This window comes from Nonomuraea sp. NPDC051191, from assembly GCF_044455665.1.
In the GTDB taxonomy this organism is placed as follows: domain Bacteria; phylum Actinomycetota; class Actinomycetes; order Streptosporangiales; family Streptosporangiaceae; genus Nonomuraea.
The window spans coordinates 189050-213415 of the sequence record NZ_JBITEZ010000017.1 but is presented as its reverse complement, the minus strand read 5'-3'; the positions used below and the strand labels follow the sequence as shown (position 1 = coordinate 213415).

Here is a 24366-nt window from a genome sequence, read left to right as displayed (position 1 = left end):
GTTCCGAAGGAACTGAGAATAGCGAGGGCTCAGAACGTGATGACGGTGCGGGCGACCGTCCCCTGGCGGACGTGGGCGACGGCCTCGTTGATCCGGTCGAGGGGCAGGCGTTCGGTGATCAGGCCGTCGAGGTCGAGCCGGCCGCGTAGGTACTGCCCGGCCAGCATGGGCAGGTCGCGGTGCGGCGCGGCGTCGCCGCCCTGGGTGCCCATGAGGCGGCGGGAGGAGAACAGCAGGCCGGTGTCCAGCTCCATCGGGTGGCCCCGCGGCGGGCTGCCGACCATGACGGTGGTCCCGCCCGGCTGGGTGGCGGCGAAGGCGTCGGCCAGCACGCCGGGGACGCCGGTCGCGTCGAAGGCGTAGTCGACGCCGCCGCGTACCAGCGCGCCCACCTGGTCCGGCAGGTCGCCGGGGGTGAGCAGGTGGGTGGCGCCGAAGCGCTCGGCCAGCTTGAGTTTCTGCTCGGCCACGTCCGCGGCGATGATCGTGGTGGCGCCGGCGAGCACCGCGCCCTGGATGACGTTGAGGCCCACGCCGCCGCAGCCGACGACCAGCACCGAGGCGCCCGGCGGCACCTGGGCCACGTTCAGGACCGCGCCCACGCCGGTGATCACGCCGCAGGCCAGCAGGCACATGGCGGCGAAGGGGGCGTCCTTGGCAATCTTGACGCACATGGCCTCGGTGACCACCGCGTACTCGGCGAACGAGCCGATGCCGATGAAGCGGCGGGTCTCCTGGCCGTCCAGGGTGACCCTGGGCGGGCCGCCCATGATGGTGGGCAGCCGCAGCGGGCCCGAGCACAGGTGGAAGCGGCCAGAGCCGCAGTGGCGGCAGCGCCCGCAGGGGCCGCTCATGGCGATGATGACGTGGTCGTCCGGCCGGACGGTGGTGACGCCCGCGCCGACGCTCTCCACCACGCCCGCGCTCTCGTGCCCCAGGATGAACGGCGGCGCGCTCACCACCGGGCTCTTGCCGTCGATCGCCTTGAGGTCGGAGCCGCACACGCCCGAGGCCTTGATCCGGACGCGGACCTCGCCGGGGCCGGGGTCGTCGATCTCGACGTCGCGGATCTCCATCGGGGCGTGGAACCCGGTCAGCACGGCCGCGCGCATCAGCATGCGCCCACGCTAGCCCGGCGCGCGGGCTACGAGCAAGCGGTTGCTCGGGAGCCCGTTGACACCCCTCCCCGGCAAATCTACGCTCAGCGAAACCAAGCGAGCGCTAGGCCGAGTCGCGAGGGAGAACAACATGGTACGGCGGGGCGCGGCCGCGCTCACCCTGACGCTGCTCGCCGCCGGTTGCGCGGCCCAGCAGACCGGTACGGCCCAGTCGGGCACGGGAGTGACGGACACCACCATCAAGATCGGCGGCGTGCTGACCAAGACCAGCGCGAGCGGCTACTCGACCAGGGACGCCGAGATCGGCGCCAAGGCCAGGTTCGCCCGTGCCAACGCCGAGGGCGGCGTGCACGGCCGGAAGATCGACTTCATCGGCGCCGAGGACGACGCCCAGGACGCGGCCAAGGGCGACGCGGCGGCCAAGAAACTCGTCCAGAAGGACCAGGTGTTCGCGCTGGTCCCGGTGCACGCCCCCAACTTCGGCGGCGCGGCCTTCCTCGAACAGCAGGGCGTCCCCTGGTTCGGCTGGGCCACCGGGCCGCAGTGGTGCGGCACCAGGACCGGGTTCGGCTACAACGGCTGCCTGGCCCCCAAGCAGGGGGCGGGCTCCCAGACGTGGTGGGGCAGGCAGATGGCCGACCTGCTCGGCGGCGCGGCGGGCAAGAGCGTCTACGTGCAGACCAGCGACTCCAGCGGCAGCAAGTACGGCGGCACGACCATCTCCCAGTCGTTCACCGCCGCCGGGTTCGAGCTGGTCGGCGTGAACTCCGGCCTGCCGGCCGCCGCCCCGCCCCCCGACTGGCTCCCGTACGTCAACAAGATCATGACCTCGGACGGCGGCAAGGCCCCCGACGTCGTCGTCTCGGTGATCGCGGGCACCAAGTTCAACGTCGGCCTCTACGCGGCGCTCAAGCGGGCCGGCTACAAGGGCGTGCTCACCGACGCCACCAGCTACGACGTGGCCATCCTCAAGGACCAGGCCGGCGCGCAGGCGCTCGAAGGCGTGATCGCCGCGCCCATGTTCGAGCCGTTCGAGTCGCCCGCGCCCGAGATCGCCCAGCTCAAGAAGGACGTCGAGCAGGTCGCCCCCGGCACCGCGCTCACCCAGCACCTGGCGATCGGCTACTGGGCCGCCGACATCTTCCTCGACGTCCTCAAGCGCACCGGCAAGGACCTGACCAGGGAGAAGTTCCTGGCCACCGCCAACGGCGACTACCTCTACGAGAACCCTGGGTTCGGCCGCATCCGCTACCCGAGGGACCACAGCGAGCCGAACGGCTGCGGCGCCCTGGTCAAGCTGGCGGGCGGGGCCTTCCAGGTGGCCAGAAGGATGGCCTGCTTCGACAACGTGCCGCTGAAATGATCCTCCAGTACGTGCTCAGCGGCCTGGTCACCGGGGCCGTCTTCGCGATCATGGGCTCCGGCCTGACGCTGTCGTACGCGGCGACCGGGGTGTTCAACTTCGCCCACGGCGCGGTCGGTTTCCTGGCCGCCCTGGTGTTCTACGAGCTCACCGCCGCCGGGCTGCCCGCCTGGCTGTCGGCGCTGGTGGCGGCCGGGCTGTTCGCGCCCGCGCTCGGCTACCTGCTGCACCGGGCCATGTTCCGCGGGCTCGCCCAGGCGGGGGAGACCGCGCAGATCGTCGCCACCATCGGGCTCACGATCGCGCTGCCCGCGCTCGGCCTGCTGGTCGTGGACCTGGCCGGGCTGCCCGCCACGGACGCCACCTCGCTGCCGCGCGGCGTCGGCCCCCACCCCGCCCAGGGGTTCGACCCGCTCGGGGTGCGGCTGGACAGTGACCAGCTCATCATCTTCGCCCTCTCGGTGGTCGCGGCGGCCGGGTTGTGGGCGTTCATGCGGCACACGCCGTACGGGCTGCGCATGCGCGCCTCCGTGGACCGCCGCCGCCTGGCCACGCTGCGGGGCATCGACGTGGACGCCACCTCCGCGCTGGCCTGGATGCTCGGATCGGGGCTCGCCGGGCTGGCCGGGGTGCTGGCGGCGCCGGTGCTCGGGCTGGACGCGACGGCGTACACGGTGCTGCTGTTCGCCTCGGCGACGGCGGCGGTGTTCGGGCGGCTGCGCTCGATCCCCTGGACGTTCGCGGCCGGGCTCGCGCTCGGGGTCGTGCAGAACCTGGTCGCCGGGTACACCGACTTCCTGGAGGAGGTCACCGGGCTGCGCACCGCCGTGCCGGTGCTCCTGCTGTTCGCCGGGCTGGTGCTGCTGAACCGGTCGCGGGAGCGGGTGGCGGGCAGCGCCGCCGAGGACGTCCCGCCGCCCGACCACCTGGCCGGGGTGCCGGCCTGGCGCAGGCGGCTGCCGTGGGCGGCGGGGCTGGCCGCGCTGGCGGCCTTCGCGCTGCTCGGGCCGCAGTACTACGTGGGCGTCGCGGCCCAGGGGCTGGTGCTCGCGCTGATCTTCTGCTCGTTCGTGGTGGTGACCGGGATCGGCGGCATGGTGAACCTGGCGCAGGCCGCCTTCGCCGCCATGGCGGCGCTGACCTGTGGGTGGGCGTTCGCCTCCGGGTTGCCGTTCGTCGTGGCGATCCTGCTGGGCGTGGTCGCGGCGGGGGCCGTCGGGCTGGTGGTGGCGCTGCCCGCGCTGCGGCTGGGCGGGCGGGTGCTGACGCTGGCCACGCTGGCCCTGGCGCTGCTGGCCGATCAGGTGCTGTTCCAGGTGGACGCCTTCAGCAACGGGACCATCGGCTGGGCGCTGCCCGCGCTCGGCCTCGGCGTCGCCGACACCTCCGACCCGCGGGTGCGGGTGGCCGTGCTGCTGGCGTTGATCGGGCTGGTGGCGCTGCTGGTGCGGAACCTGGAGCGGTCGGCGTCCGGGCGGGCCGTGCTGGCCGTACGGTCGGCGCCCGCGGCGGCCGTCACCTCCGGGCTGTCCGCGCCGCGCGCCAAGATCGTGCTGTTCGTGCTGGCGTCCGGGATCGCGGGGCTCGGCGGGGTGCTGTTCGCGATCTCCAAGGGGTCGATCACGGCCACCGACCTGCCGGCGTTCTCCGGGTTCGTGTGGCTGGCCGTGGTGGTGCTGCAGGGCGTGCGCAGAATCGGCGGGGCGGTGCTCGGCGGGCTCGTCGCGGTGGCCGTGCCCGAGCTGCTGGCGACCTGGGGCCTGTCCGCGCACGTGGGGTCGATCCTGTTCGGGGCGGGCGGCATGATCCTGGCCCGGCATCCGGACGGCGTGCTCACCCAGCTCGCCGAGGCCCGCGCCCGGCGCCGCCTCCCCGCCGTGGCTCCCGCCGTTCCCCACGTCGTGCCCCGCCGGGCGGAGGTCGCCGCCGGAGGCGGTCGGGCGTTGTTCGTGCTGGAGGACGTCGTGGCCGGTTACGCCGACTGCACCGTGCTGCGCGGGGTGAGGCTGGAGGTGCGGCCCGGCGAGGTGGTGGCGCTGCTCGGCGCGAACGGCGCGGGCAAGTCCACCACGTGCGCCGTCGCCGCCGGGGACCTGCCGGTGAGCGCCGGCCGCGTCCTGCTCGACGGCGTGGACGTCACCGCCTGGCCGGCGCACCGGCGGGCGCGGGCCGGCGTCCTGCTGGCCCCCGAAGGGCGGGGTGTCTTCCCGGGGCTCACCGTGGAGGAGAACCTGCGTACCTGGCTGGACGATCCCGGGCCGGTCTACGAGCGGCTGCCGCAGCTCGCGGCCCGCCGTACGGTGGCCGCGGGCGCGTTGTCGGGCGGCGAGCAGCAGCTCCTCACGCTGGCCCCGGCCCTGGTGCGCCCGCCGCGCGTGCTGATCGCCGACGAGCCGTCGCTCGGCCTGGCGCCGCTCGTGGTGCGGCAGGTGTTCGACGTCTTCGCCGAGCTGCGCGACCGGGGCGTGGCGCTGCTGCTGGTGGAGGAGAAGGCGACCGAGGCGCTGGCCGTCGCCGACCGGGTCGCGTTCATGCGGCTGGGCGGCGTCACCTGGACGGGCCCGCGCTCGGAGGTGGACGGCGACCGGCTGACCGCCGCCTACCTGGGGGTGAGGTGAATGCTCGCGGTGGAGGGCGTGTCCGTGGCCTTCGGCGGGGTCAGGGCGCTGGACGGCGTGTCGTTCGAGGCCGGGCCGGGCCAGGTCTGCGGCGTGATCGGGCCGAACGGCGCGGGCAAGACCACGCTGTTCGACGTGGTGTCCGGGCTGCGCAGGCCGGTCGCGGGCCGGGTCGCGCTGGACGGGCGCGACCTGACCGGGGTGTCGGCGCTCCGGCGGGCCAGGGCCGGCGTGCGCAGGACGTTCCAGCGCACGCAGGTGTTCGGCCGGCTCACCGTGGCCCAGAACGTGCTGGCCGCGCTCGACTGGCACGGCGGTGGCGGCGGGCTGGCCGCCGACCTGGCCGGGTGGCCGGGCCGGCGGCGGATCGAGCGCGAGCGCGGCGCACGCGTGGCCGAGGTGCTCGACCTGTGCGGGCTCACCCTGCTGCGCGACGCGTACGCCGCCGCGCTGCCGGTCGGGCAGCGCCGGATGGTCGAGCTGGCCCGCGCGCTCGCGGACCGTCCAAGGCTCCTGCTGCTCGACGAGCCCACCTCCGGCCTGGACGCCGCCCAGACCGCCCGGCTCGGCGAGGTCGTCAGGGCCCTGGACACGACGGTGCTGCTGGTCGAGCACGACATGGGCTTCGTGATGGAGAGCTGCGACCGGATCGTCGTGCTGGACCTGGGCAGGGTGATCGCGTCCGGGACGCCCGCGCAGGTGCGCGACGACCCGGTGGTGCGGGCCGCGTACCTAGGCTGAGTGGCGTTCGGTGAAGGTCAGGACGCGGCGCCAGGCGTCCTGGCAGACGTCCTCCCACTCCTTGAACGAGCGGTCGAAGAAGGAGTGGGGCGCGCCCTCGTAGACGTGGGTCTCGTGCTCGGTGCCCACCCGGTCCAGCGCCGCGGTGTACGCCTCGAACTCCTCCGGGCTCGACACCGTGTCCGCGCCGCCCCTGAGCAGCAGCAGCGGCGCGCCCGGCCCGGTCGCCGGCTCGTCGATGAAGCGCAGCGCGCCGTAGAAGCCGACGCTGCCGGCCAGGCCGTTGCCCTCCGCGCCCTGACGCCACGACAGCGCGCCGCCCATGCAGAAGCCGACCGTGAACACCGGGCCGTCGCCGGCCAGCTCGGCGGTCGCCGCCGCGGCGTCGGCCTGCACCTGGTCGAGCTTGAGCCGGTCGACGTGGGGCATGTGGTCGAAGTCGTCGCCGCGGTCGTCGGTCCCGGCGGTGCGGCCGAAGTAGTCGATCGCGATCGTGCGGAACCCGGCCTCGGCGAAGCGCACCGCGAGGTCGCGGTAGAACGGGTGCAGGCCGCGCACGTCCGGCATGATCACCACGCCGCGGCCGTTCGGCTCGGCAGGGTCGGCGCGGTAGGCCATGAAACGGGTGCCGTCGGCGGAGGTCAGGGTGATCTGCTCGTGCGCGGCGACCTCGCCCTGGATCGGCGGGGCGGGCGGTCGGCTGTCGGTGGAATGACACATGTTGCCCAGCATGCCCACGGTGATCGCCCGTCATCCACCTTCGTCCTCAGTACGGCGGCGCCGCCCGGAACGCCGCCAGCAGATGGGCCCGTACCCGCGCCACGGCCGACCTGGCCAGCGCCCCCGACCGTACGGCCAGGTAGCCGGTGTTGATCGGCGGCTCCGGCGGCTCGGCCAGCGCGACCAGCGTGCCCTCGGCCAGGTCACGCCGGCACAGGTACGCGGGCAGGACCGAGACGCCCATGCCCGCCCGCACCGCGCTCAGCACGCCGCGCAGGTCGGGGATGACGACCTGCGCGGCCATCGACGGACGCCGCCCGAACACGGTCCGCCAGTAGCGGCGCACGATCGGCAGGTCCTCGGCGTAGGCCACCACCGGGACCCCGGCCAGCTCCTTGGGCCCGACCCGGCCGGGCGGCAGCGCCCCCGCCAGGGACGGCGCCGCCACCAGGACGAACTCCTCGTCGTAGACCGGGTCGGCCTGGACGCCGCGCACCCGGGGCCGGATCGTGGACAGCACCAGGTCGAGCCGTCCGGCCGCGAGGTCGGCCAGCAGGTCGTCGGCCAGGCCGAGGGTGGTGCGCAGCCGCAGCCCGTCGCGTACGAGCGGGGCGAGCATCGGCATGACCTCCTCGCACAGGAACTCGGCCGGGCCGCCCAGGTGCACGGCCTCGTCCGAGGGCAGCTCCGAGCCGGCGACCTCGTCCAGGGCGTCGAGGGAGGGTGCGACCCGGCGGGCCAGCTCGTCGGCGGCGGGCGTGGGCGCGACGCCGCGCGGCAGGCGGTCGAACAGCGGCCGGTCGAGGGTCGCCTCCAGCGTCTTGACCTGGGCGGTCACCGCGGGCTGCGAGAGGCCGAGCGTCTGCGCGGCGGCCGTGATGGAGCCGGTCCTGTGCACGGCGAGGAAGGTCCGCAGCAGGTCCAGCGAGAGTGGCGACATATCACTATTCTGATGCCGGGACCGATATTTCACGATTTGTTGCTGATGGGTCTCGCCGGGCATGCTCGACGGCATGAGCAAGCGCATCCTGATCGTGTTGACCAGCCACGACGACCTCGGCGGCGTGGAGCGTACCGGGTACTACGTCCCCGAGGCGGCCCATCCCTGGCAGATCTTCACCAAGGCGGGCTTCGAGGTGGACGTCGCCAGCGTCGCCGGCGGCCGCCCGCCGCGCGACGGCCACGACCCGGACGACCCCACGCAGGCCGCCTTCCTCGCCGCCGGCCTGGACGACGACACCGCCCGCCTCGCCGACGTGGACACCGCGGCCTACGACGCCGTCCTGTACGCCGGCGGCCACGGCACCATGTGGGACTTCCCCGACAACCCCGACGTCGCCCGCGTCGGCCGCGAGATCTACGAGCGCGGCGGCGTGGTCGCGGCGGTCTGCCACGGCCCGGCCGCCCTGGTCGGCCTGACCCTGTCCGACGGCTCCCACCTGGTGGACGGCCGCCGGGTGGCCGCCTTCACCAACAGCGAGGAGAGCGCGCGCGGCGTGGCGGACGTGGTGCCGTTCCTGCTGGCCGACGCGCTGACCGCGCGCGGCGCCCGGCACGAGCCCGCCGCGAACTGGCAGCCGCAGGTGGTCGCGGACGGCCGCCTGGTCACCGGCCAGAACCCGGCCAGCGCCGCGCCCCTGGCCGAGCAGGTCGTCGACCTGCTCGCCTGACCTCGCCGAACGGCGGGCGCCGCGCGCGCAACGGCAGCCGGTTGGCGGTTGCCGCACCCCCGCGCGGGATCCGACCATTGAGGGGTACGGCAGGCCCCTCCGTGGAAGGAAGTCCTCATGGCGCTCCACCCCAACCTCGATCCGGAACTGCGTGCCGCTCTGGAGAGCACGCCGTTCCCGACCTTCGACGTGACCACCCTCACGGCGGAGGAACTGGCCGGGTACCGGGCCCAGATCAACGCGATGCTGGCCGCCATGCCGCCCGCCGAGAGCGAGGTGCTGGTCGAGGACCGCCACGTCCCCGGCCCCGACGGCGAACCGGACGTCCGGGTCCGCCTCTACCGTCCCGCCCAGGAGGGCACCGGCAGGCCGGGGCTCTACTGGATCCACGGCGGCGGCATGATCGTCGGCGTGCCCGAGGTCGACGAGGCCACGATGATCGATTACGTCGAGCGCCTCGGCGTCGTGGTGGTCTCCGTCGACTACCGCCTGGCGCCCGAGCACCCGCACCCCGCGCCGGTCGAGGACTGCTACGCGGGCCTGGTGTGGACCGCCAAGAACGCCGACGAGCTGGGCATCGACCCCGCCAGGCTGGCCGTCGGCGGGGCCAGCGCGGGTGGGGGGCTGGCCGCCGCGACCGTGCTGCTCGCCCGCGACCGGGGCGGCCCCGAGGTGGCCTTCCAGCTCCTGGTCTGCCCGATGCTCGACGACCGCAACACCACCCCGTCGAGCCGGGAGTTCACCGAGGCCGTGGTCTGGGACCGGGCCGCGAACCTCTACGGCTGGTCCGCCCTGCTCGGCGAGCGGACGGGCGGCCCGGACGTCCCGCCGTACGCGGCGCCGGCGCGGGCCGAGGACCTGTCGGGGCTGCCGCCCGCGTTCATCGACGTGGGCGAGCTGGAGGTGTTCAGGGACGAGGACATCGACTACGCCCAGCGGCTGGCGCGGGCCGGGGTGTCCACCGAGTTCCACCTCTATCCGGGGGCCTTCCACGGGTTCGACGCCATGGTGCCGGACACCGCGCTGAGCAGGCGGGCACGGGAGACCCGGTTGGCAGCGCTCAGGCGGGCCTACGGGTTGTAGCCCCCGGCTCAGGTGGTGGCGTTGGCGAGCAGGCGTCGCAGGGCCAGGGCGAGGTGGGCGCCCTCGCGTTCCATAGACCCTGCACGACGCCCACCCCCGGCGCACGGACGGCGGCCTGGCCAGCAGACCAAGCGTGCGCTAGGTTGGTTTCGTGGATCTCGACTTCTCCCCGGCCGAGCTGGACTTCCGTGCCGAGGTTCGCGACTGGCTGGCCGCCCACGTGCCGCGGCGGCTCCCGCCGATGGACACCCCCGAGGGCTTCGAGGCGCACCGCGCCTGGGAGGCGCTGCTGGCCGGTGAGCGGCTGTCGGTCGTCTCCTGGCCCCGCGAGCACGGCGGCCGCGGCGCGTCCCTGATCGAATGGCTGATCTTCGAGGAGGAGTACTGGGCCGTCGGCGCCCCCGCCAGGGTCAGCCAGAACGGCATCTTCCTCCTGGCCCCCAGCCTCATGCGGTTCGGCACCCCCGAGCAGCGGCGGCGCTGGCTGCCCCGGATGGCGACGGCCGAGGACGTGTGGGCGCAGGCCTGGTCCGAGCCCGAGGCCGGCAGCGACCTCGCCGCGCTCACCGCCCGCGCCGAACGCGCCGACGGCGGCTGGCGCCTGTACGGCCACAAGACCTGGAGCTCCCGGGCCGCCCACGCCTCCCACGGCTTCGGCCTCTTCCGCACCTCCGGCGCCCGGCACAAGGGCCTGACGTACTTCCTCTTCCCCCTGGACGAGGTCGCCGTCCGGCCGATCGCGCAGCTCGACGGCCTGCCCGGGTTCGCCGAGCTGCACTTCGACGGGGTGTTCGCACCCGACTCCATGGTGCTCGGCGAGCCCGGCGACGGCTGGCGGATCGCGATGTCCACCACCTCCTCCGAACGCGGCCTGACCCTGCGCAGCCCCGGCCGCTTCCTCGCCACCGCCGACCGCCTCGTCGAGCTGGCCGCGGACGCCGGCCCCGTCCTCGCCGACCAGGCCGCGCGCTGCTGGACGGCGGCCGAGGCGTACCGGCTGCACACCTTCGCCACCGCCCGCCGGATCATGGCCGGGGCCGAGATCGGGGCGGCGGCCAGCATGGGCAAGGTCTTCTGGTCGGAGCTGGACCTGCGCATGCACGAACTGGCCCTGGAACTGCTCGGCGACCGCGCCGGCGGGACACCCTGGCTGGACGGCTTCCTGTTCTCGCTGGCCGGGCCGATCTACGCGGGCACCAACGAGATCCAGCGCAACATCATCGCCGAGCGTGTCCTGGGCCTGCCCCGATGACCCCTCTGGAGTCGCCCTCATGCACTTCGCCTTCACCGACGAGCAACTCGCCCTGGGGGCGACCGTGCGCGACGTGCTGCGGGCGCACTGCCCGCCCGGCGCGCTGCGGACCGAACGCCGTCCGGCCTGGGACCGGCTCGCCGAGCTGGGGTTCTTCGGGCTGCTCCTGCCGCCGAAGCTCGACGGGCTCGGGCTCGGGCTGACCGACGTGCTGCCCGCCGTCGAGGAGACCGGGCGGGCGTGCCTGCCGGGGCCGGTGGTGGAGACGGCGGTGGCGGCGGCGTTCCTGGTGCCGCGCGTGCCCAAGCTCGCCTCGGGCGGGGTGTGCGTGGGGGTGGCGCTGCCGGGGGAGGCGTACATGGCGGACGCCGATCTCGCCGACGTGCTGGTCGTGGCGCGTACGGGAGGTGGGGTCCGGGTGGCGGCGGGGGACGAGGCGCGGCTCACGGCGGTGCCGGGCGTGGACCCGTGCCGGCCGATGTTCGCCGTCGCCTTCGAGTCGCCGGACCGTCCCGATCCCGGCTGGTCCTGGGGACGGGGCGGGGGCGGCGCGGATCGGGTGGCGCTCGCGGTGCGGGCCGTCACGGTCGCGACCGCCGCCCAGCTCGTCGGGGTCGCGCGGGAGCTGCTCGCGGTCTCGGTGTCGTACGCGGGGGTCAGGAGGCAGTTCGGCGCGGTGATCGGGTCCTTCCAGGCCGTCCGGCACAAGCTCGCCGACGTGGCGGTGGCCGTCGAGTTCGCCGCGCCGCTGGTGCACCGCGCGGCGCTGTCCGTGGACCGGGACGCGCCCACGGCCGAGCGGGACGTGAGCGCCGCCAAGGCCGCGGCCGGCGAGGCGGCGACCCTGGCCGCCCGGGTCGCCCTGCAGACCCACGGGGCGATCGGCTACACCGAGGAGCTGGACCTGCGGTTCTGGCTCGCACGGGCCTGGTCCCTGGCGGCCGCGCACGGCACCGCGGCCGCCCACCGCGAACGCGTCCGCGCGGCCCTGCACACCCGCGACCTGCGGAGGTATCCGTGAAGCACGGCGTCCCGCCCGGCGGCGGTCTGCGGAGGTGCGTGTGAAGTACGGCGTCCCGCTGGGGTTGCTGCATCCGGACGCCTGGAAGGACGTGGCCGTGGCCGCCGACGAGCTGGGGTTCGAGTCGGTGTGGCTGCCCGAGCACCTGGTGTTCGCCACCGACCTGTCGCTCGCCGTCTACCCGGGCACCGAGGACCCCGGCATCAAGCCGACGACCCCGCTGTTCGACGCCCCGGCCTACCTGTGCTGGCTGGCCGGGCTCACCACCCGCGTCCGGCTCGGCACCGCCGTGCACCTGCTGGCCCTGCGCCACCCGTTCGTGTCGGCCCGCGCGTTCGCCACCCTGGACGTGGTGTCGGGCGGACGGGCCATCTGCGGCGTGGGCGCGGGCTGGTACCGAGGCGAGTGGACGGCGGCCGAACTGCCCTTCGAGACCCGCGGCGCCCGCCTGGACGAGGCCATAGAGGTCGTCCGGCGGCTCTGGACCGAGCCCGTGGTCGCCCATTCCGGACGGTTCTACCGGTTTCCCGAGGTCGCCTTCGAGCCCAAGCCCGTCCAGGGGCGGCTGCCGGTGCTGGCCGGTGGGGAGTCGGCGGCGGCGCTGCGCCGGGCGTCCCGGCTGTGCGACGGGTGGATCAGCATGCCGCACACCATCGAGTCGATCAGGCCGCAGGTCGCGCGGCTCGGGGCGGGGGTGCCGGTCACGGCGCACGCGTACGCCCTGGGCTCCCCGGGGGAGGTGGCGGCCTGGGCGGAGCTGGGGGTGGAGCGGCTGATCGTCCGCCCATGGACGCGCAGCCGCGACGCGGTCACCCGCCTGGCCGCCTTCGCCGCCGAGTACGGGGTCACCTGAGGGCGTGGGGCCGGCCGTCTCAGGCGGGTTGCCGTCCCCAGTCGGGGGTGCTGACGAGCTCGCGGGTGCGGTGGCGGCGGCCGCGCAAGGGGGCGTCCTGGACGAACGTCTCGACGGTGCTCGTTCCGCCGCCGGTCGGCTGGAACGGGCTCCACACGCTCTGCGGGGCCATGGGGCCCCCGGACGCAGTGGATGCGGCGGTCGCGGCTGACGCGGTGCGCCGGTGGCGGCGGCCGCGCGGGGTGGCGTCGGCGGTGAAGGGGGCGAGCTCGTCCGTGAAGGCGGCGGGCCCGGGGGCGTACGCGACGGGTTCGCTGCGACGGCGACGGCCCCGGTACGTCGCGCCGATCCCGGACGCCTCCGCGGCGTGCGACGTCGTCCTCGTCCGGGCGGCGACCTCCGCCCCCGGGCGGGGGCTGGGGGAGAAGGCGCTGAACGTGCTCGTCGCCGGAGGGAGCGAGATCGCGACCATCGGGCCGGTGTCGAACGTGGGCGCGAAGGGCGCGGTGTCGGGGGCGGGCCGGAACGAGGCGCTGTCGAGCCGCCGCGGCGGCGCCGTCCTGTCGGTGAACGCCTCGAAGGCATCCCCGTCCCCCTCGAATCCGCCGCTCGCGGGGCTGCGCTCGGGAACAGGAGCGGAAAGCTCGAACCACGCCGCCAGGGCGGGCTCGGGAGAGCCGACAGGGTGCTCGGAGCGGGCCGTCCGGAAGTGGTCAGGGGAGCCGGCCGCGTGCTCGGAGCGGGCCGTCCGGATGGGCTCGGGACGGCCGGTCGGGTGCTCGAAGTGGCTCGTCCGGGTGGGGGCGGGGGAGACGGGGGGCGGGGTGGAGGCGAGGGGGGAGCGGTGTGAGGTGGGGTGGGTGGGTTCGTGGCGCGGGTCCGACGGCCTGCGGCGACGCCGGTGGCGGGAGGGGGCGGCGTGGGAGCCGCGCCTGGAGCGCGTCCCCGGAGCGGGCACGGTGACGCCCGTCGTGCCGCTGTCCGGCGAAGCGGCGCCCAGCAGGCTGGCGACCTCCGCCGTGGGGCTCAGGGCGACGCCTTCCGCCGGTGAGAGGTTCAGAGGGGCGATCGCCGTGGCGGCGCCGCGCATCCGGGCGGTCTTCGCGGACGCGGTGACCGGGCGGAGGCGCTGCTGACGGGTCTTCGCCAGGGCCAGGAGGGCCAGGGCGGCGATCAGGGCGGAGCCGACCAGCGTCGGGGAGGCGATCGTGGACAGCGAGCCCGGCGAGGAGGCGTCCACCAGCGTGGGGAGGGGCTCGGCGGTGGCGGCCGTGGTGTCGGCGGTCGTCGCCTTGGCGTGCTTGGACTTCTGGGCCGACCTCCCCGCCGCCGTCGTCGGCGCGGGCGCCGCCGCCGTCGCGGGCGAGGCGGACGGTGACGGCACGGCCGGGGACGCGGCAGGCGAGGACACCGTCGTCTTCGCAGTCTTGTCGGCCTTGCCCTTCGGCCGCGCGGCGAGCGGGACCTCGCCCGTACGCTCCTGCTCGACGTGCGGGATCAGGGAGCTGAGCGCGTCGCCGGGAAGCTGGAGCGTTCCCACGTCGCCGGGCCTGGCGGGCGTCGCCGCCTGCTCGTCGGCCCGCTTCTGGGCCGCCTCCTCGTCCAGGCGCGCCTTGATGCGCTCGGGGTAGCCGTAGCCGACGACCTTGCTGGTGTCGCGTTCCTTGCGCTTGGCGACGCCGCCGTCGATGTTGCCCTCGATGGTGAAGATCGTGTCGCCCTCGACCCGTGTGACGATGCCGACGTGGTCGATGTTGTCGATCTTGCCGGTCCCGCTCCAGTCGTAGAAGACGAACGCGCCGGGCTTCGGCGTCTTCCCCCACGCGCCCTGCGCCTTGAACCATTCGGCGTGCCGTACGGTCCAGGCGAACTGCCCGATCCACTCCTGGAAGCCGAGCTTGTGCGCGGCCCAGGAGAGGTACATGTCACACCAGGGGGCGGCGGAGTAGTCGGCGTCGAACTCGACGGTCTTGCCGTACCAGTCGCCGAACTTGGTGTACGCGCCGGCCTTCTCGGAGTAGCCGAGCTGGCTTTCGAGCAGGTCGATGTACTTCTGCATCTCGGGCGTCATGGAAGTATGGGGGAACCTTCCGGTCAAGATCCGGATTTATCCACACATACCGGGGTACACGGGGGTAACCCGGGACATGTGTGGCAAAACCGGAAACCTGTGGTGTCGTGCGCTGCGAGGTTACCGCTTCGTGACCAAGGTCAAGCACACCCCAAGAGCAGGCAAAGACATCACCAGGCGCATAACCGCAGCTCAACCAAGCCGCCAGACATGCCCAAAACGTATGATTCGACTAGAAAAGAGTCACGGAAGCCTAGTAACCCGCCCCCGTCAGCAGCCCCCCGTCGACCGTGAACTCGCTCCCCGTGCAGTAGCTGGCCCGCTCCGAGGCCAGGAACGCCACCACGTGCGAGACCTCCACCGGCTTCGCGAACCGCTTGATGACCATGGACTTCACGAACGCCTCCGCGTCCACCTCGGCCATCAGGTCCGGGTTCACCGCCATCGCCGTGTTGATCGCGCCGGGATGCACCGAGTTCACCCGGATCTTGAAGCGGGCCAGCTCCCGCGCGGCCGACTTGGTCAGCCCGCGCACCGCGAACTTCGACGCCGCGTACGCCGACAACCCCTCCGCCCCGACGAAGCCCTCGATCGAGGAGATGTTCACGATGGCGCCGCGCCCGGCCGCCTTCATGGGGTCGATCACCGACTTGACCCCGAGCCAGGTGCCCTTGAGGTTCACGTCGATCACCCGGTCGAAGTCCTCGGGAGCCATGTCCTGAATGCGGCCGTAGGCGAGGATGCCGGCGTTGTTCACCAGGACGTCGAGCCGTCCGTGCAGCTCCGTGGCCGTGTCCACGGCCCGCCGCCACTCGCCGGGGCTGCGCACGTCGTGCCGCACGTACGTGGCCCCCGTCTCGGCGGCCAGCGCCTTGCCCTCCTCCTCCAGCACGTCGCCGAAGACCACCCGCGCGCCCTCTTCGAGGAACAGGCGCACGTGCGACTCGCCCATGCCCCTGGCCCCACCCGTGATCAGCGCGACCTTGCCGTCAAGCAGTCCCACGACTACCTCCTGCCGCGACGGCCGCCGCGGCCGCCTCCATGGAGCGGTAGACGGGGACGCCCGCCGCCGCCGCGATCCGCCGTACCTCGTCCTCCACGCCCGCGGGCGCGCACTCGCCGTTCCTGGTGACGAGCGTGATCCTGACGCGCGGCAGCGCCTCCTGCGCGCCGGCCAGGGCCCGCGTGTAGGCGTACAGGGGTTCGGCCGCGTCGCCGTAGGTGAAGAAGCTCTGCACGTTCACGTGGGCGACCACGTCCGCGTACGGCTCCCGCCGTACGATCGCCTCGATCACCTCCGCCACCAGCCCCGGACGCCCGCGCGGACCCACCGGCACCTCCAGCGGGTTGCCCGCGACGGCCAGGCCGAGCCCGTCGAGCACGCCGTCCGGCAGCGGGTCGAGCCGCACGCCCGCCCGGTCGAACGCGTCGGCCGCCAGCACGCCCGCGCCCCCGCTCGGCCCGATCACCAGCACCCGGTCGCCGTCCGTGATGCGGGAGCCGTGCGCCTGGAAGAAGGCCAGCACGCCGATCAGGTCGTCCTGGGAGGACACCAGCGCCGTGCCCGTCTGGGCCGCGACCGCCGCCCACACCCGCAGGTCGCCCACCATGCCGCCGGTGTGCGAGAGCGCCGCCCGCTGCCCCTGCGAGCTGCGCCCGCCGACCAGCAGCGCCACCGGCAGCCCGGCCGCGCGCAGCGCCTCGTGCAGCTCCCGGCCGCCGCGCGGATCCTCCAGGTAGAGCCCGACGGCCCGGGTCTCGGGGTCGCCGGCCAGCCAGGTCAGCAGCTCGGCGGGGGTCACGTCGGCCGCGTTCCCCACGGTGACGACCCGGCTGAACGCGAGCCCGCGCCGCTCCCCGACCTTGATCACCTCGCCCGCGAGCCCGCCGCTCTGCGAGATCAGCGCGACCGTCCCGGCCGGTCCCAGGCCGCCGCCGACGAACGTCTGCCGGCCGCGCGGGCAGTACACGCCCATGCAGTTGGGCCCGAGCAGCCGGGTGCCCGCCGCGCGGGCGGCCCCGGCCAGGTCGCGTTCCAGGTCCGCGCGTCCCGCCTCGCCGAACCCGCCGCTCATCACCTGCACGTACGGGACGCCCGACGCCTCCCGCACCACCTCGGCGCACCGCTCGGCGGGCACCGCCACCAGCGCGTAGTCCACGCCGGCGGCGGCCAGCGACGGCACCGCGGGCACCCCCGCCACCTCGGAGGCGGACGGGTGCACGGCCACCAGCGGCACGCCGGCGGCCTTGTAGAAGTCGAGGAACATGTTCCCGAAGTTCGGCCTGCTCGCGGAGGCGCCGACGACGGCCACCGCGCGGGGCTCGAAGAGCGGCAGGAAGTCCGCCGGCGCGCGGGCGGCGGACGGGCGGGGCTCGCCGGGCAGGTACCGGGCGTCCACCGCGGTCACGCCGGAAGGGGTGGCGATGACCGGGTTCAGCTCGAACTCGCCCAGTTCCAGCCGTTCCCACAGCCCGCCGGGGCCGCCGACCGTCATGAGCAGCTTGACCACGGCGTCCACGTCCACCGGCGGCCGGCCGCGGTGGCCGCGCAGGAGGGCCGAGCCGCGCAACTCGTCCAGCATGAGCCGGGCGTCCCGCTCGGCGATCGGGCAGAGCCGCAGCGCCGTGTCGCGCAGCGCCTCCGTCCAGACGCCGCCCAGCCCGGCCAGCAGCACCGGGCCGAACCCAGGATCGCCGACCAGCCCCACGATCAGCTCCACCCCGGCGGGCGCCTGCTCCTCGACCAGGAACCCCTCCACGTCGAGCCGCGAACGCATCTCCCCGGCCGCCGCCGCGAGTTCGTCCGCCCGCAGGCCGAGCCGTACGGCCCCCGCCTCCGACTTGTGCACCAGCCCCGGCCCGAACGCCTTCAGCACCAGCGGCCCGGCCAGTTCCCCGGCCGCCGTGAAGTCCAGGTCGCGCACCACGACCCCGCGCGGCACCGGCACCCCGGCCGCCGCGACCAGCGCCTTGACCTCGTGCTCCCGTGGACCGTCCCGGCCCCCGCGCTCCTGGACGCTCACCCGAGCAGGTGCCCGTGCTGCTCGCGGATCCGGCGGCGCAGCAGCTTGCCGGGGCCGCCGGAGGCGTCCTGCGAGTGCGGCAGCTCGCCGGTCACCACGATGTGGTCGGGCCGCTGGTGCGGGGGCAGCGTGTCGGCCAGGGCGAGCGACAGCTTGGCGGCGTCCAGCGACTGCCCGGCGCGCGGCACGACCGCCAGCAGCACCCTCTGCTCGGCCGCCCCCTCGGGGACGCCCACCGCGCCGGCCTCGGCCACGCCGTCCAGGGCCGAGACGGCCTCCTCGATCGTGGCGGGCTGCGTCCACTGGCCGTGTTTGAGTATCGAGTCCTCGCGGCGGCCGAGGACGCGCAGCACGCCGTCGGCCGACAGCGTCCCGAGGTCGCCGCCCACGTACCAGTCGCCGCGCAGCACGCCGTGGTCGTCCGGCCCGTCGTAGCCCGCCATGCGGTGCGGCCCGGCCAGGTTGATCTCACCGACCTCGCCGGTCACGGCGGCGCCGGACGGGCCGGTGATCCGTACGGCGTTGCCCGTGCGCGCCCGTCCGGAGGAGCCGAGCGGCGTCGAGCCGTCGTCCACGCGGCCCATGCACGTGTACGGCGCCTCGGTCTGCCCGTAGTAGGAGTAGACCCCGGCGCCGGGCAGCCTGGCCTTGATGCGGTCCAGCATGGTCGCGGTCAGCGGCTCGCCGCCCAGCATGATCACCTGGATCGACGACAGGTCCACCCCCTCGTGCTCGGACGACCCCAGCAACGCCGTGTAGAACGACGGGATCTGCGACACGTGCGTGACCCGCTCGCGCGGCACCACGCGCAGGAAGTTCGCCGGTCCCCAGTCCTGCTCCAGCACCAGGCGCATGCCCGCGTACAGGGCCGGGCCGACGATGGCGGGGAAGCCGATGCCCCAGATGATCGCTCCGGTGCCGAACACCGAGTCGGGGCCGCGCGGCACGTCCAGCCAGATCTGGGCGGTCGCCAGGGAGGAGGCGTGGGTGTGCACGACGGCCTTGGGCAGGCCGGTCGTGCCCGAGGTGTAGTAGAGGGCCAGCGGGTCGTCGTGGAAGCCGCCCAGCGGCGGTTCCTCCTCCGGGCCGCCGGTCAGCTCGCCGGCGTCGATCCAGGTGGTGACGTCCGGGAGGGAGTCCCTGATCTCCTCGACCACCTGGGCGACCGTGGGGTCGTACACGAAGGCCGTGCAGCCGGAGGCGGCCACCACCGCCCGCAGCGTCTCGACCGGCCAGTACGGGTTGAGCGCCGCCGTCACCGCCCCGATCTTGGCCTGGGCGAGGTAGACCTCGGCGACCAGCAGCGTCTCGTTGAGCAGCGCCGCCACCCGTTGCCCAGGGGCGATCCCGGCCGAGAGCAGGGCGTTCGCGCGGCGGTTGACGGCCCGGTTCAGCTCGTCGTAGGTGAAGCTCCGCTCGCCGCAGTACGTCAGCGCCACCCGGTCGGGCGTGCGCAGCGCTCCCGCGGTCAGGATCGCGTGGCCGTAGTTGCCGTAGGGTGATCGCGCCATGGGGGTGCCTCCAGGTCAGAGGGGCGAGTAGAGCACGAACGTGTTTCCTGAGGGGTCGCGCAGCACGGCCCGCCTCTCGTGCGGCCCGTCCTCGGGCGCGCGCACCACCTCGGCCCCGCGCGCCGCCATCTCGCGCACCGTGGCCGCCACGTCGTCCACCTTGTACGACGGCGCCGCCGACGCGGTGACGTGCTCGGCGGGTCCGGCCAGCGCCACGGTGACGCCGCCGCCGTCCAGCGCGGCGAACCTGTCGCCGTCCCTGAACGTGACCGGCAGGCCGTAGAAGGCGATCGCCTCGTCCAGGTCGGCGACGGGGATGAGCACGTTGCCGAGCTTCATGCGGGCCTCCAATGCGGCAGATCGTCCACGAACGTCACCCGCACCGGCATCCCGACGCGGACCTCCTCCGGCGCGCATCCCACGACGTGCCCGAACGCGCGCACCCCCTCGTCCAGGTCCACCCACGCCGGCACGTACGGCTCCCGCCCCCGGTAGCCGGGCGCGAACGACCGGTGCACGACGGTGAACGTGTGCACCGTCCCCGTGCCCTCGGCGGGCTCGGCGGCCTGCTCGTCCCCACCGCACGCCGGGCAGGACGGCTCGGGCAGCCAGCCGCGGCGGCCGCAGGACACGCAGCGCCGGATCACCAGCTCGCCACGCGTCCCCGCGCCGGTGGGGGAGGTGTCACCGCTCATCGCTGCCAAGCTAGCGCACGCTTGGTTGGCCGACAAGGGCCCGCGCCCCTACTCGCCGGGCACCAGCCCGCCCTCCGGGGAGGCGGGCGGGAGGGCGTACTCCGGAGAGGTCCCGGCGGACGGGGACGGCGGTCCCTGCGTGGGACGCGCGACGGGCCGCCCGCCCGCCGAGGACGTCGAGGACGTCGAGGACGTCGAGGCCGACGGGGTCGACGGGGTCGACGGGGTCGACGGGGTCGACGGGGTGCCGGACGCCGTGGCCGGGCCCGAGCGGGTCGGGGTGGGGCAGGTGGGCCCGTCCACGGCGACCTCGCTGACCTGGGGCCCGTTGACCGCCGCCGGCTCGGTCATGACGACGATCCCGAGGTAGGCCCGCACCCCGCAGCCCACGTCCCCGGGATCGTGCCGGACGCCGCTGGTGTAGGCGGTGCTGCCGCGCAGCGTGAGGGTCTCCTGCCGCACGGTGGCGACCGGCCCGTCGTCGAGCCGCCGCGTGTACGCGATCCGCAGCCGCACCGGCCCCGTGCCGTCCGCGGACACGCTGATCGCGCCCGCCGAGCCGCTCCATCGGGTGATGCTCGCCTCCCGCACGGCCGGCGGCGGCGGGGCGGTCCCGCTCTGCGCCTGCGTTGGCACCGGCGGCGCGGCGCTGGACGGGACCGGCGGCGGGCCGGTGGAGCCGCGCGGCGGGCCGGTGGGGACGCGCGGCCCGCCGGTGGCGGGCGGGGGCGCACTGCCGCGGTCCGTGGCGGGCGCGCTCCTCCGGGGGGTCGGCGTGTGGGCGTCGACCGGCGCCGGGTTCAGCTCGCCCGACGGCTTCGGCTGCGGCATCAGGATCGTGCCCGCGCCGGGCGACAGCCGTCCGCCGGAGATGATCAGGGCGATCGCCACGGCGACCACCGTCGCGCCCGCCACCCACAGGTGCGGCGGCAGCGCGGGCAGCCGCACCGCCCGGCCCCGGCCCCCCGCCGGGGACCGCGTCTCCCGCTCGGTCGTGGCCGCCAACGGGAAGCGCAGCGCGAGCAGCGTGGCCAGCTCGGCGAGCCGGCGGCGGCCCCGCTGCTCCCATCCGGGCCCGTACGCCGCGACGGCGTCCTCCTCCAGCTCGGCCGCGAACTGCCGGGCCGAGGCGTACCTGAGCGCCGGGTCCTTCGCCATCCCGCGTCTGAGCAGGTCGCGCAGCGCGTCCGGGACCACCTCCAGCGGCACCGGCTCCATCAGGTGCAGGTCCCGCAGCGCCGCGACGTCCTGCTCGCCGTCCTGGCCCTCCTTGTACGCGCGGTAGGGCGGCCGCCCCTTGACCGCCTCGAACAGCAGGCAGGCCGCCGCGTACAGGTCGGCCGAGGGTCCGGCCCGTCCCTGCGTCCACAGCTCGGGCGACATGTACGCCGGGCTGCCCGCCGGCACCCCCGGCTCCTCGGCGTGCACGACCACGCCGAAGTCGGCCAGCTTGCTCGTGCCGTCCGCCTGGACCAGGACGTTCTCCGGCTTGACGTCCCGGTGCGGCACGCCTCTCTCGTGCGCGACGGCCAGGGCGGCCAGCACGCCCTTGAGCAGGACGAGCGCCGCCTCCGGAGCCGTACGGCCGTGCTCGGCCAGCAAGGTGCGCAGCGAGACGCCGTCCACCAGCTCCATGACGACGGCGGCCCGGTCGGGCGTCTCGACGTACTCGTAGAGGCGGACCACGTCGGCGTCGTCGATCTCGACGAGCTGGTGGGTGTCGGCCCTGAAGCGGTCCATGAACTCGGGGTCCCTGCGCAGGGTGGCGTTCAGGTACTTGATCGCGACGTAGGCGCCGGTGGACTGGTAGGTGGCGAGGAACACGCGGCCGGTGCGGCCCGCGCCGAGCTGGCGAACTTCACGGTAACCAGGGACCAAGTCCAACCCCCATCAGGCAGGCCGTCGTGCATTCGACGGTCTCACCCGGGGTGTGGGTTGTCACGTCTGGAGAAATTTCCGTCTTTGCGGAGAAAAGTGATGTCGTGGGGGCGGTGTTATGCTGTGGCTTGCCCAAGCAAGCGCTCGGCTAAATGATGGAGGCTGCGGGTGGAGCGGTCGGCCGTGCTGGTGATGGAGATGCAGCGGGGCGTCGTCGGCGATCTCACGAAATTTCCGGAACTGGTGGCGGCCTGTGCCCGCCACGACGTCGTGCCCAACGCCGCCCGCGTCCTGCGCGCGGCCAGAACGGCCGGCCTCCCGGTGATCCACTGCACGGCCGCCTTCCGGCCGGACCGGGCGGGCTCGCACACCGGCAACTGCCCGTTCATCGTCTCCCTGCTCAAGGACCCCGCGCACATGCTGGAGGGCACGGCCGCCGTGCAGGTGCTGCCCGATCTGCGCGAGGACGGCGATCTGGAGAGCCGGCGGCACCACGGGTTCTCGCCGTTCACCGGCACCTCGCTGGACATGACGCTGCGCTCCCTGGGCGTCTCGTCCGTGGTCGCGATGGGGGTCTCGCTCAACCTGGGCATCCCGGGGCTGGCGCTGGAGGCGGTCAACCTCGGCTACCGGGTGACGGTGGTCAAGGACGCGGTGGCCGGCATCCCCGAGGACTACGCGCAGGCCGTCCTGCGGAACACGGTCGGCCTGCTGGCCACCCGCGTCGCCGCGGCCGACCTGGCGAAGGCGTGGACGTAGTGGACGGCCTGCGCCTCGACGGCCGCGTCGCCGTCGTCACCGGGGGAGCGGGCGCGATCGGCATGGCCGTGGCGACCGACCTCGCCGCGCTCGGCGCCCGCGTCGTCGTCGCCGACGTGGACCTGCCGGGCGCCCGCCGGACGGCCGCCGCCCTGCCCGGAGCGCGGGCGCTGGCCGTGGACCTGGCCTTGCCCGCCTCCGTCGAGGCGTTCTGCGCCGAGGCCGGGCCCGTGGACGTGCTCGTGCACAACGCCGGGGTGTCGATCGTGCGGCCGTTCACGGCTAGCGACCCGGCGGACTGGGACCTCATGTGGCAGGTCAACCTGCGCGGCCCGATGCTCATGACCAAGCTGCTGCTGCCCGGGATGACGGCCAGGGGCTGGGGACGGCTGGTGTTCGTCTCCTCCGACGGCGCCAGGGCCGGGTCGGGCGGCGAGGGGGCGTACGCGGCGACCAAGGCGGGCCTGTTCGGCCTGGCCAAGACGCTCGCCCGCGAGGCCGCCAGAGGCGGGGTGACCTCGAACGTGGTCTGCCCGGGGCCGACCGACACGCCGATGCTCCGCCGGGTGTCCGAGGCCGAGCCGGGGCTCGTGGACAAGATCGCCAAGGGGATCCCGCTGCGGCGGCTGGGCACGCCCGCCGACGTGTCGGGGCTGATCGCGTACCTGTGCACCGACCGCGCCGCCTACATCACCGGCCAGACGCTGTCGGTGAGCGGCGGCGTGACCATGCAGTGACGAGCGCCGTGGGGTCACAGGGAGCGGTAGACGGCCTCGATCAGGCGCAGGCCGCGCAGGTTGCCGGTGAGGCTGTCGGCCATCCGGTTCATCACGTACCCGAAGGCCAGGCCGCGGCCGGGGTCGCCCATGCCGAGCGAGCCGCCCATGCCCGAGTGGCCGAACGCCGTCCGCGACGGCATCGGGAACGTGAACGACGGGCGCATGTAGCCGAGGCCGAACGTGGTGTCCATGAACAGCACGCGGTCGGGGCCGCTGACGCGGGGGCGCAGGGCGTCCTGGAGGGTCGCAGAGGTGAGGACGTCGCCGCCGACCAGCGCGCGGTAGAACCCGGCCAGGCCCTTGGCGGTGGTGACGACCCCGGCGGCGGGCCATCCGGCGCGCAGGATCACCGGGTTGTTCGCGCCGCCTTCGAGCAGGCGGATGGCCGGGTTGCCGAGCGCCCGGTTCATCAGGCTGCCGGGATCGAGCGCCGCCCGGCTCATCTCGCCCAGCAGATCCCGCCCCCCACCGACGCCGACCCCTCCGCCGGAGGGAGCGGGAGTTTCGGAGGCATCCCCTGGGGTTCCGGGGCCGCGGGTGGGGGTTTCGGGGGAGGGGCGGGGGCGGGTGGGGGCCTTGAGGCGGGCGGCGCGGGGGATCACGTCGTCGGGGGCCCCGACCCAGAGGTCCAGCCCCAGCGGCCCGGCGATCTCCGCCGCCACCAGCTCGCCCACCGACTTCCCGGTGACCCGCCGCACCACCTCCCCGACCAGGAAGCCGTACGTCAACGCGTGGTACCCGTGCGCCGTCCCCGGCTCCCACAGCGGCGTCTGACCGGCGAGCCGGGCCGCGACGGCCGGCTGGTCCTCGAACTCCTCCACCGGCACCGGCGTCTCGATCACCGGCAGCCCGCAGGAGTGCGTCAGCACGTGCTCGACCGTGACCGCCTCCTTGCCCCCGGCGGCGAACTCCGGCCACACGTCCGCGACCGGCGCGCCCACGTCCACCAGCCCGCGTTCGGCGAGCCGCAGCAGCACGGTGGCCGCGATCGCCTTCGTGCACGAGTACGCGAAGGCCGGGGTGCCGGCCTCCCAGGCCCGTCCCGTGTGCCGGTCGGCGACCCCGTCCCACAGGTCCACGACCAGCTCGCCGTCGAGATAGACGGCCACCGCCGCGCCCAGCTCCTCGCCCTCGGCGAAGTTCCGCTCGAACGCCTCGCGCACGCGGGAGAACCGGGGATCGCAGTACATCAGACCTCCGCAAGAAAGGAA

Annotated in this window: 21 protein-coding genes; 10 read left to right on the top strand and 11 right to left on the bottom strand. The window is 74.5% G+C overall.

Features of this window, described 5'->3' with window-relative positions; translation table 11 throughout:
- Positions 1–29: 29 nt before the first annotated feature.
- Complete coding sequence (locus ACIA8R_RS41570) at positions 30–1118, bottom strand: alcohol dehydrogenase catalytic domain-containing protein (RefSeq protein ID WP_397043033.1); 1089 nt, start codon at positions 1116–1118, stop codon at positions 30–32.
- Positions 1119–1248: 130 nt separating this feature from the next.
- Between ACIA8R_RS41570 and ACIA8R_RS41565 the strand changes: the two genes are divergently transcribed.
- The 3 genes from ACIA8R_RS41565 to ACIA8R_RS41555 are packed head-to-tail and all read left to right on the top strand — an operon-like array spanning position 1249 to position 5840.
- Entirely contained in the window at positions 1249–2481 is a 1233-nt protein-coding gene (locus ACIA8R_RS41565) for an ABC transporter substrate-binding protein (RefSeq protein WP_357694586.1), read from the top strand.
- Positions 2478–5099 carry an ATP-binding cassette domain-containing protein gene (locus ACIA8R_RS41560; RefSeq protein ID WP_397043031.1) on the top strand — a complete coding sequence of 874 codons (2622 nt, stop codon included), beginning with the start codon at positions 2478–2480 and terminating at the stop codon, positions 5097–5099. Before ACIA8R_RS41565 ends, ACIA8R_RS41560 begins: the two co-directional genes overlap by 4 nt.
- Positions 5100–5840 (top strand): ABC transporter ATP-binding protein, encoded by a 741-nt coding sequence (locus ACIA8R_RS41555; protein ID WP_364093843.1) that lies wholly within the window; start codon positions 5100–5102, stop codon positions 5838–5840.
- Here ACIA8R_RS41555 and ACIA8R_RS41550 read toward each other — a convergent pair.
- Entirely contained in the window at positions 5832–6560 is a 729-nt protein-coding gene (locus tag ACIA8R_RS41550; protein WP_397043028.1) for a dienelactone hydrolase family protein, read from the bottom strand. The genes ACIA8R_RS41555 and ACIA8R_RS41550 overlap by 9 nt on opposite strands.
- Before the next feature lie 46 nt (positions 6561–6606).
- Entirely contained in the window at positions 6607–7500 is an 894-nt protein-coding gene (locus ACIA8R_RS41545) for a LysR family transcriptional regulator (RefSeq protein WP_364093848.1), read from the bottom strand.
- A 73-nt stretch (positions 7501–7573) separates the two neighbouring features.
- On the opposite strand from ACIA8R_RS41545, the gene ACIA8R_RS41540 reads away from it, so the two are divergent.
- The 5 genes from ACIA8R_RS41540 to ACIA8R_RS41520 all read left to right on the top strand — a co-directional run bounded on the left by ACIA8R_RS41540 (position 7574) and on the right by ACIA8R_RS41520 (position 12439).
- Entirely contained in the window at positions 7574–8230 is a 657-nt protein-coding gene (locus ACIA8R_RS41540; RefSeq protein WP_364093851.1) for a type 1 glutamine amidotransferase domain-containing protein, read from the top strand.
- Positions 8231–8347: 117 nt separating this feature from the next.
- The gene (locus tag ACIA8R_RS41535) at positions 8348–9313 is read left to right on the top strand and encodes an alpha/beta hydrolase (RefSeq protein WP_364093857.1); all 966 of its coding nucleotides are present in this window, start codon (positions 8348–8350) and stop codon (positions 9311–9313) included.
- Between the two features lie 151 nt (positions 9314–9464).
- Complete coding sequence (locus ACIA8R_RS41530; protein WP_364093860.1) at positions 9465–10565, top strand: acyl-CoA dehydrogenase family protein; 1101 nt, start codon at positions 9465–9467, stop codon at positions 10563–10565.
- A gap of 19 nt (positions 10566–10584) precedes the next feature.
- Complete coding sequence (locus ACIA8R_RS41525; RefSeq protein WP_397043025.1) at positions 10585–11586, top strand: acyl-CoA dehydrogenase family protein; 1002 nt, start codon at positions 10585–10587, stop codon at positions 11584–11586.
- Between the two features lie 40 nt (positions 11587–11626).
- A complete protein-coding gene (locus tag ACIA8R_RS41520; RefSeq protein WP_397043023.1) occupies positions 11627–12439 on the top strand; it encodes a TIGR03619 family F420-dependent LLM class oxidoreductase in 813 nt (270 codons plus the stop codon).
- A gap of 19 nt (positions 12440–12458) precedes the next feature.
- Here the strand turns inward: ACIA8R_RS41520 and ACIA8R_RS41515 are convergent, their stop codons facing one another.
- The 7 genes from ACIA8R_RS41515 to ACIA8R_RS41485 all read right to left on the bottom strand — a co-directional run bounded on the left by ACIA8R_RS41515 (position 12459) and on the right by ACIA8R_RS41485 (position 21617).
- Positions 12459–14510 carry a CHAP domain-containing protein gene (locus tag ACIA8R_RS41515; protein WP_397043021.1) on the bottom strand — a complete coding sequence of 684 codons (2052 nt, stop codon included), beginning with the start codon at positions 14508–14510 and terminating at the stop codon, positions 12459–12461.
- 253 nt (positions 14511–14763) lie between these two features.
- Entirely contained in the window at positions 14764–15513 is a 750-nt protein-coding gene (locus ACIA8R_RS41510; protein WP_397043019.1) for a glucose 1-dehydrogenase, read from the bottom strand.
- The gene (locus ACIA8R_RS41505) at positions 15500–17533 is read right to left on the bottom strand and encodes an acetate--CoA ligase family protein (protein WP_364093874.1); all 2034 of its coding nucleotides are present in this window, start codon (positions 17531–17533) and stop codon (positions 15500–15502) included. Before ACIA8R_RS41505 ends, ACIA8R_RS41510 begins: the two co-directional genes overlap by 14 nt.
- Positions 17530–19044, bottom strand: coding sequence for a class I adenylate-forming enzyme family protein (locus ACIA8R_RS41500; protein ID WP_357694560.1), 1515 nt, complete (start codon positions 19042–19044; stop codon positions 17530–17532). The genes ACIA8R_RS41505 and ACIA8R_RS41500 overlap by 4 nt, the downstream gene beginning before the upstream one ends.
- 15 nt (positions 19045–19059) lie before the next feature.
- A complete protein-coding gene (locus ACIA8R_RS41495) occupies positions 19060–19383 on the bottom strand; it encodes a VOC family protein (RefSeq protein WP_357694558.1) in 324 nt (107 codons plus the stop codon).
- Positions 19380–19739: an OB-fold domain-containing protein gene (locus ACIA8R_RS41490; RefSeq protein ID WP_357694556.1), complete on the bottom strand. Its 360-nt coding sequence runs from the start codon at positions 19737–19739 to the stop codon at positions 19380–19382. The genes ACIA8R_RS41495 and ACIA8R_RS41490 overlap by 4 nt, the downstream gene beginning before the upstream one ends.
- A gap of 48 nt (positions 19740–19787) precedes the next feature.
- Positions 19788–21617: a protein kinase gene (locus ACIA8R_RS41485; RefSeq protein ID WP_397043016.1), complete on the bottom strand. Its 1830-nt coding sequence runs from the start codon at positions 21615–21617 to the stop codon at positions 19788–19790.
- Positions 21618–21785: 168 nt separating this feature from the next.
- Here ACIA8R_RS41485 and ACIA8R_RS41480 point away from each other — a divergent pair, with 168 nt between their 5' ends.
- Together ACIA8R_RS41480 and ACIA8R_RS41475 are read left to right on the top strand one after the other, a co-directional pair.
- On the top strand, positions 21786–22376 hold the full coding sequence (locus ACIA8R_RS41480) for an isochorismatase family cysteine hydrolase (RefSeq protein ID WP_357694552.1): 591 nt from the start codon (positions 21786–21788) through the stop codon (positions 22374–22376).
- Positions 22376–23113 (top strand): SDR family NAD(P)-dependent oxidoreductase, encoded by a 738-nt coding sequence (locus ACIA8R_RS41475; RefSeq protein ID WP_397043068.1) that lies wholly within the window; start codon positions 22376–22378, stop codon positions 23111–23113. The genes ACIA8R_RS41480 and ACIA8R_RS41475 overlap by 1 nt, the downstream gene beginning before the upstream one ends.
- Positions 23114–23127: 14 nt before the next feature.
- On the opposite strand, the gene ACIA8R_RS41470 is transcribed toward ACIA8R_RS41475, so the two are convergent.
- Entirely contained in the window at positions 23128–24345 is a 1218-nt protein-coding gene (locus tag ACIA8R_RS41470; protein ID WP_397043014.1) for a serine hydrolase domain-containing protein, read from the bottom strand.
- Between the last annotated feature and the right edge of the window lie 21 nt (positions 24346–24366).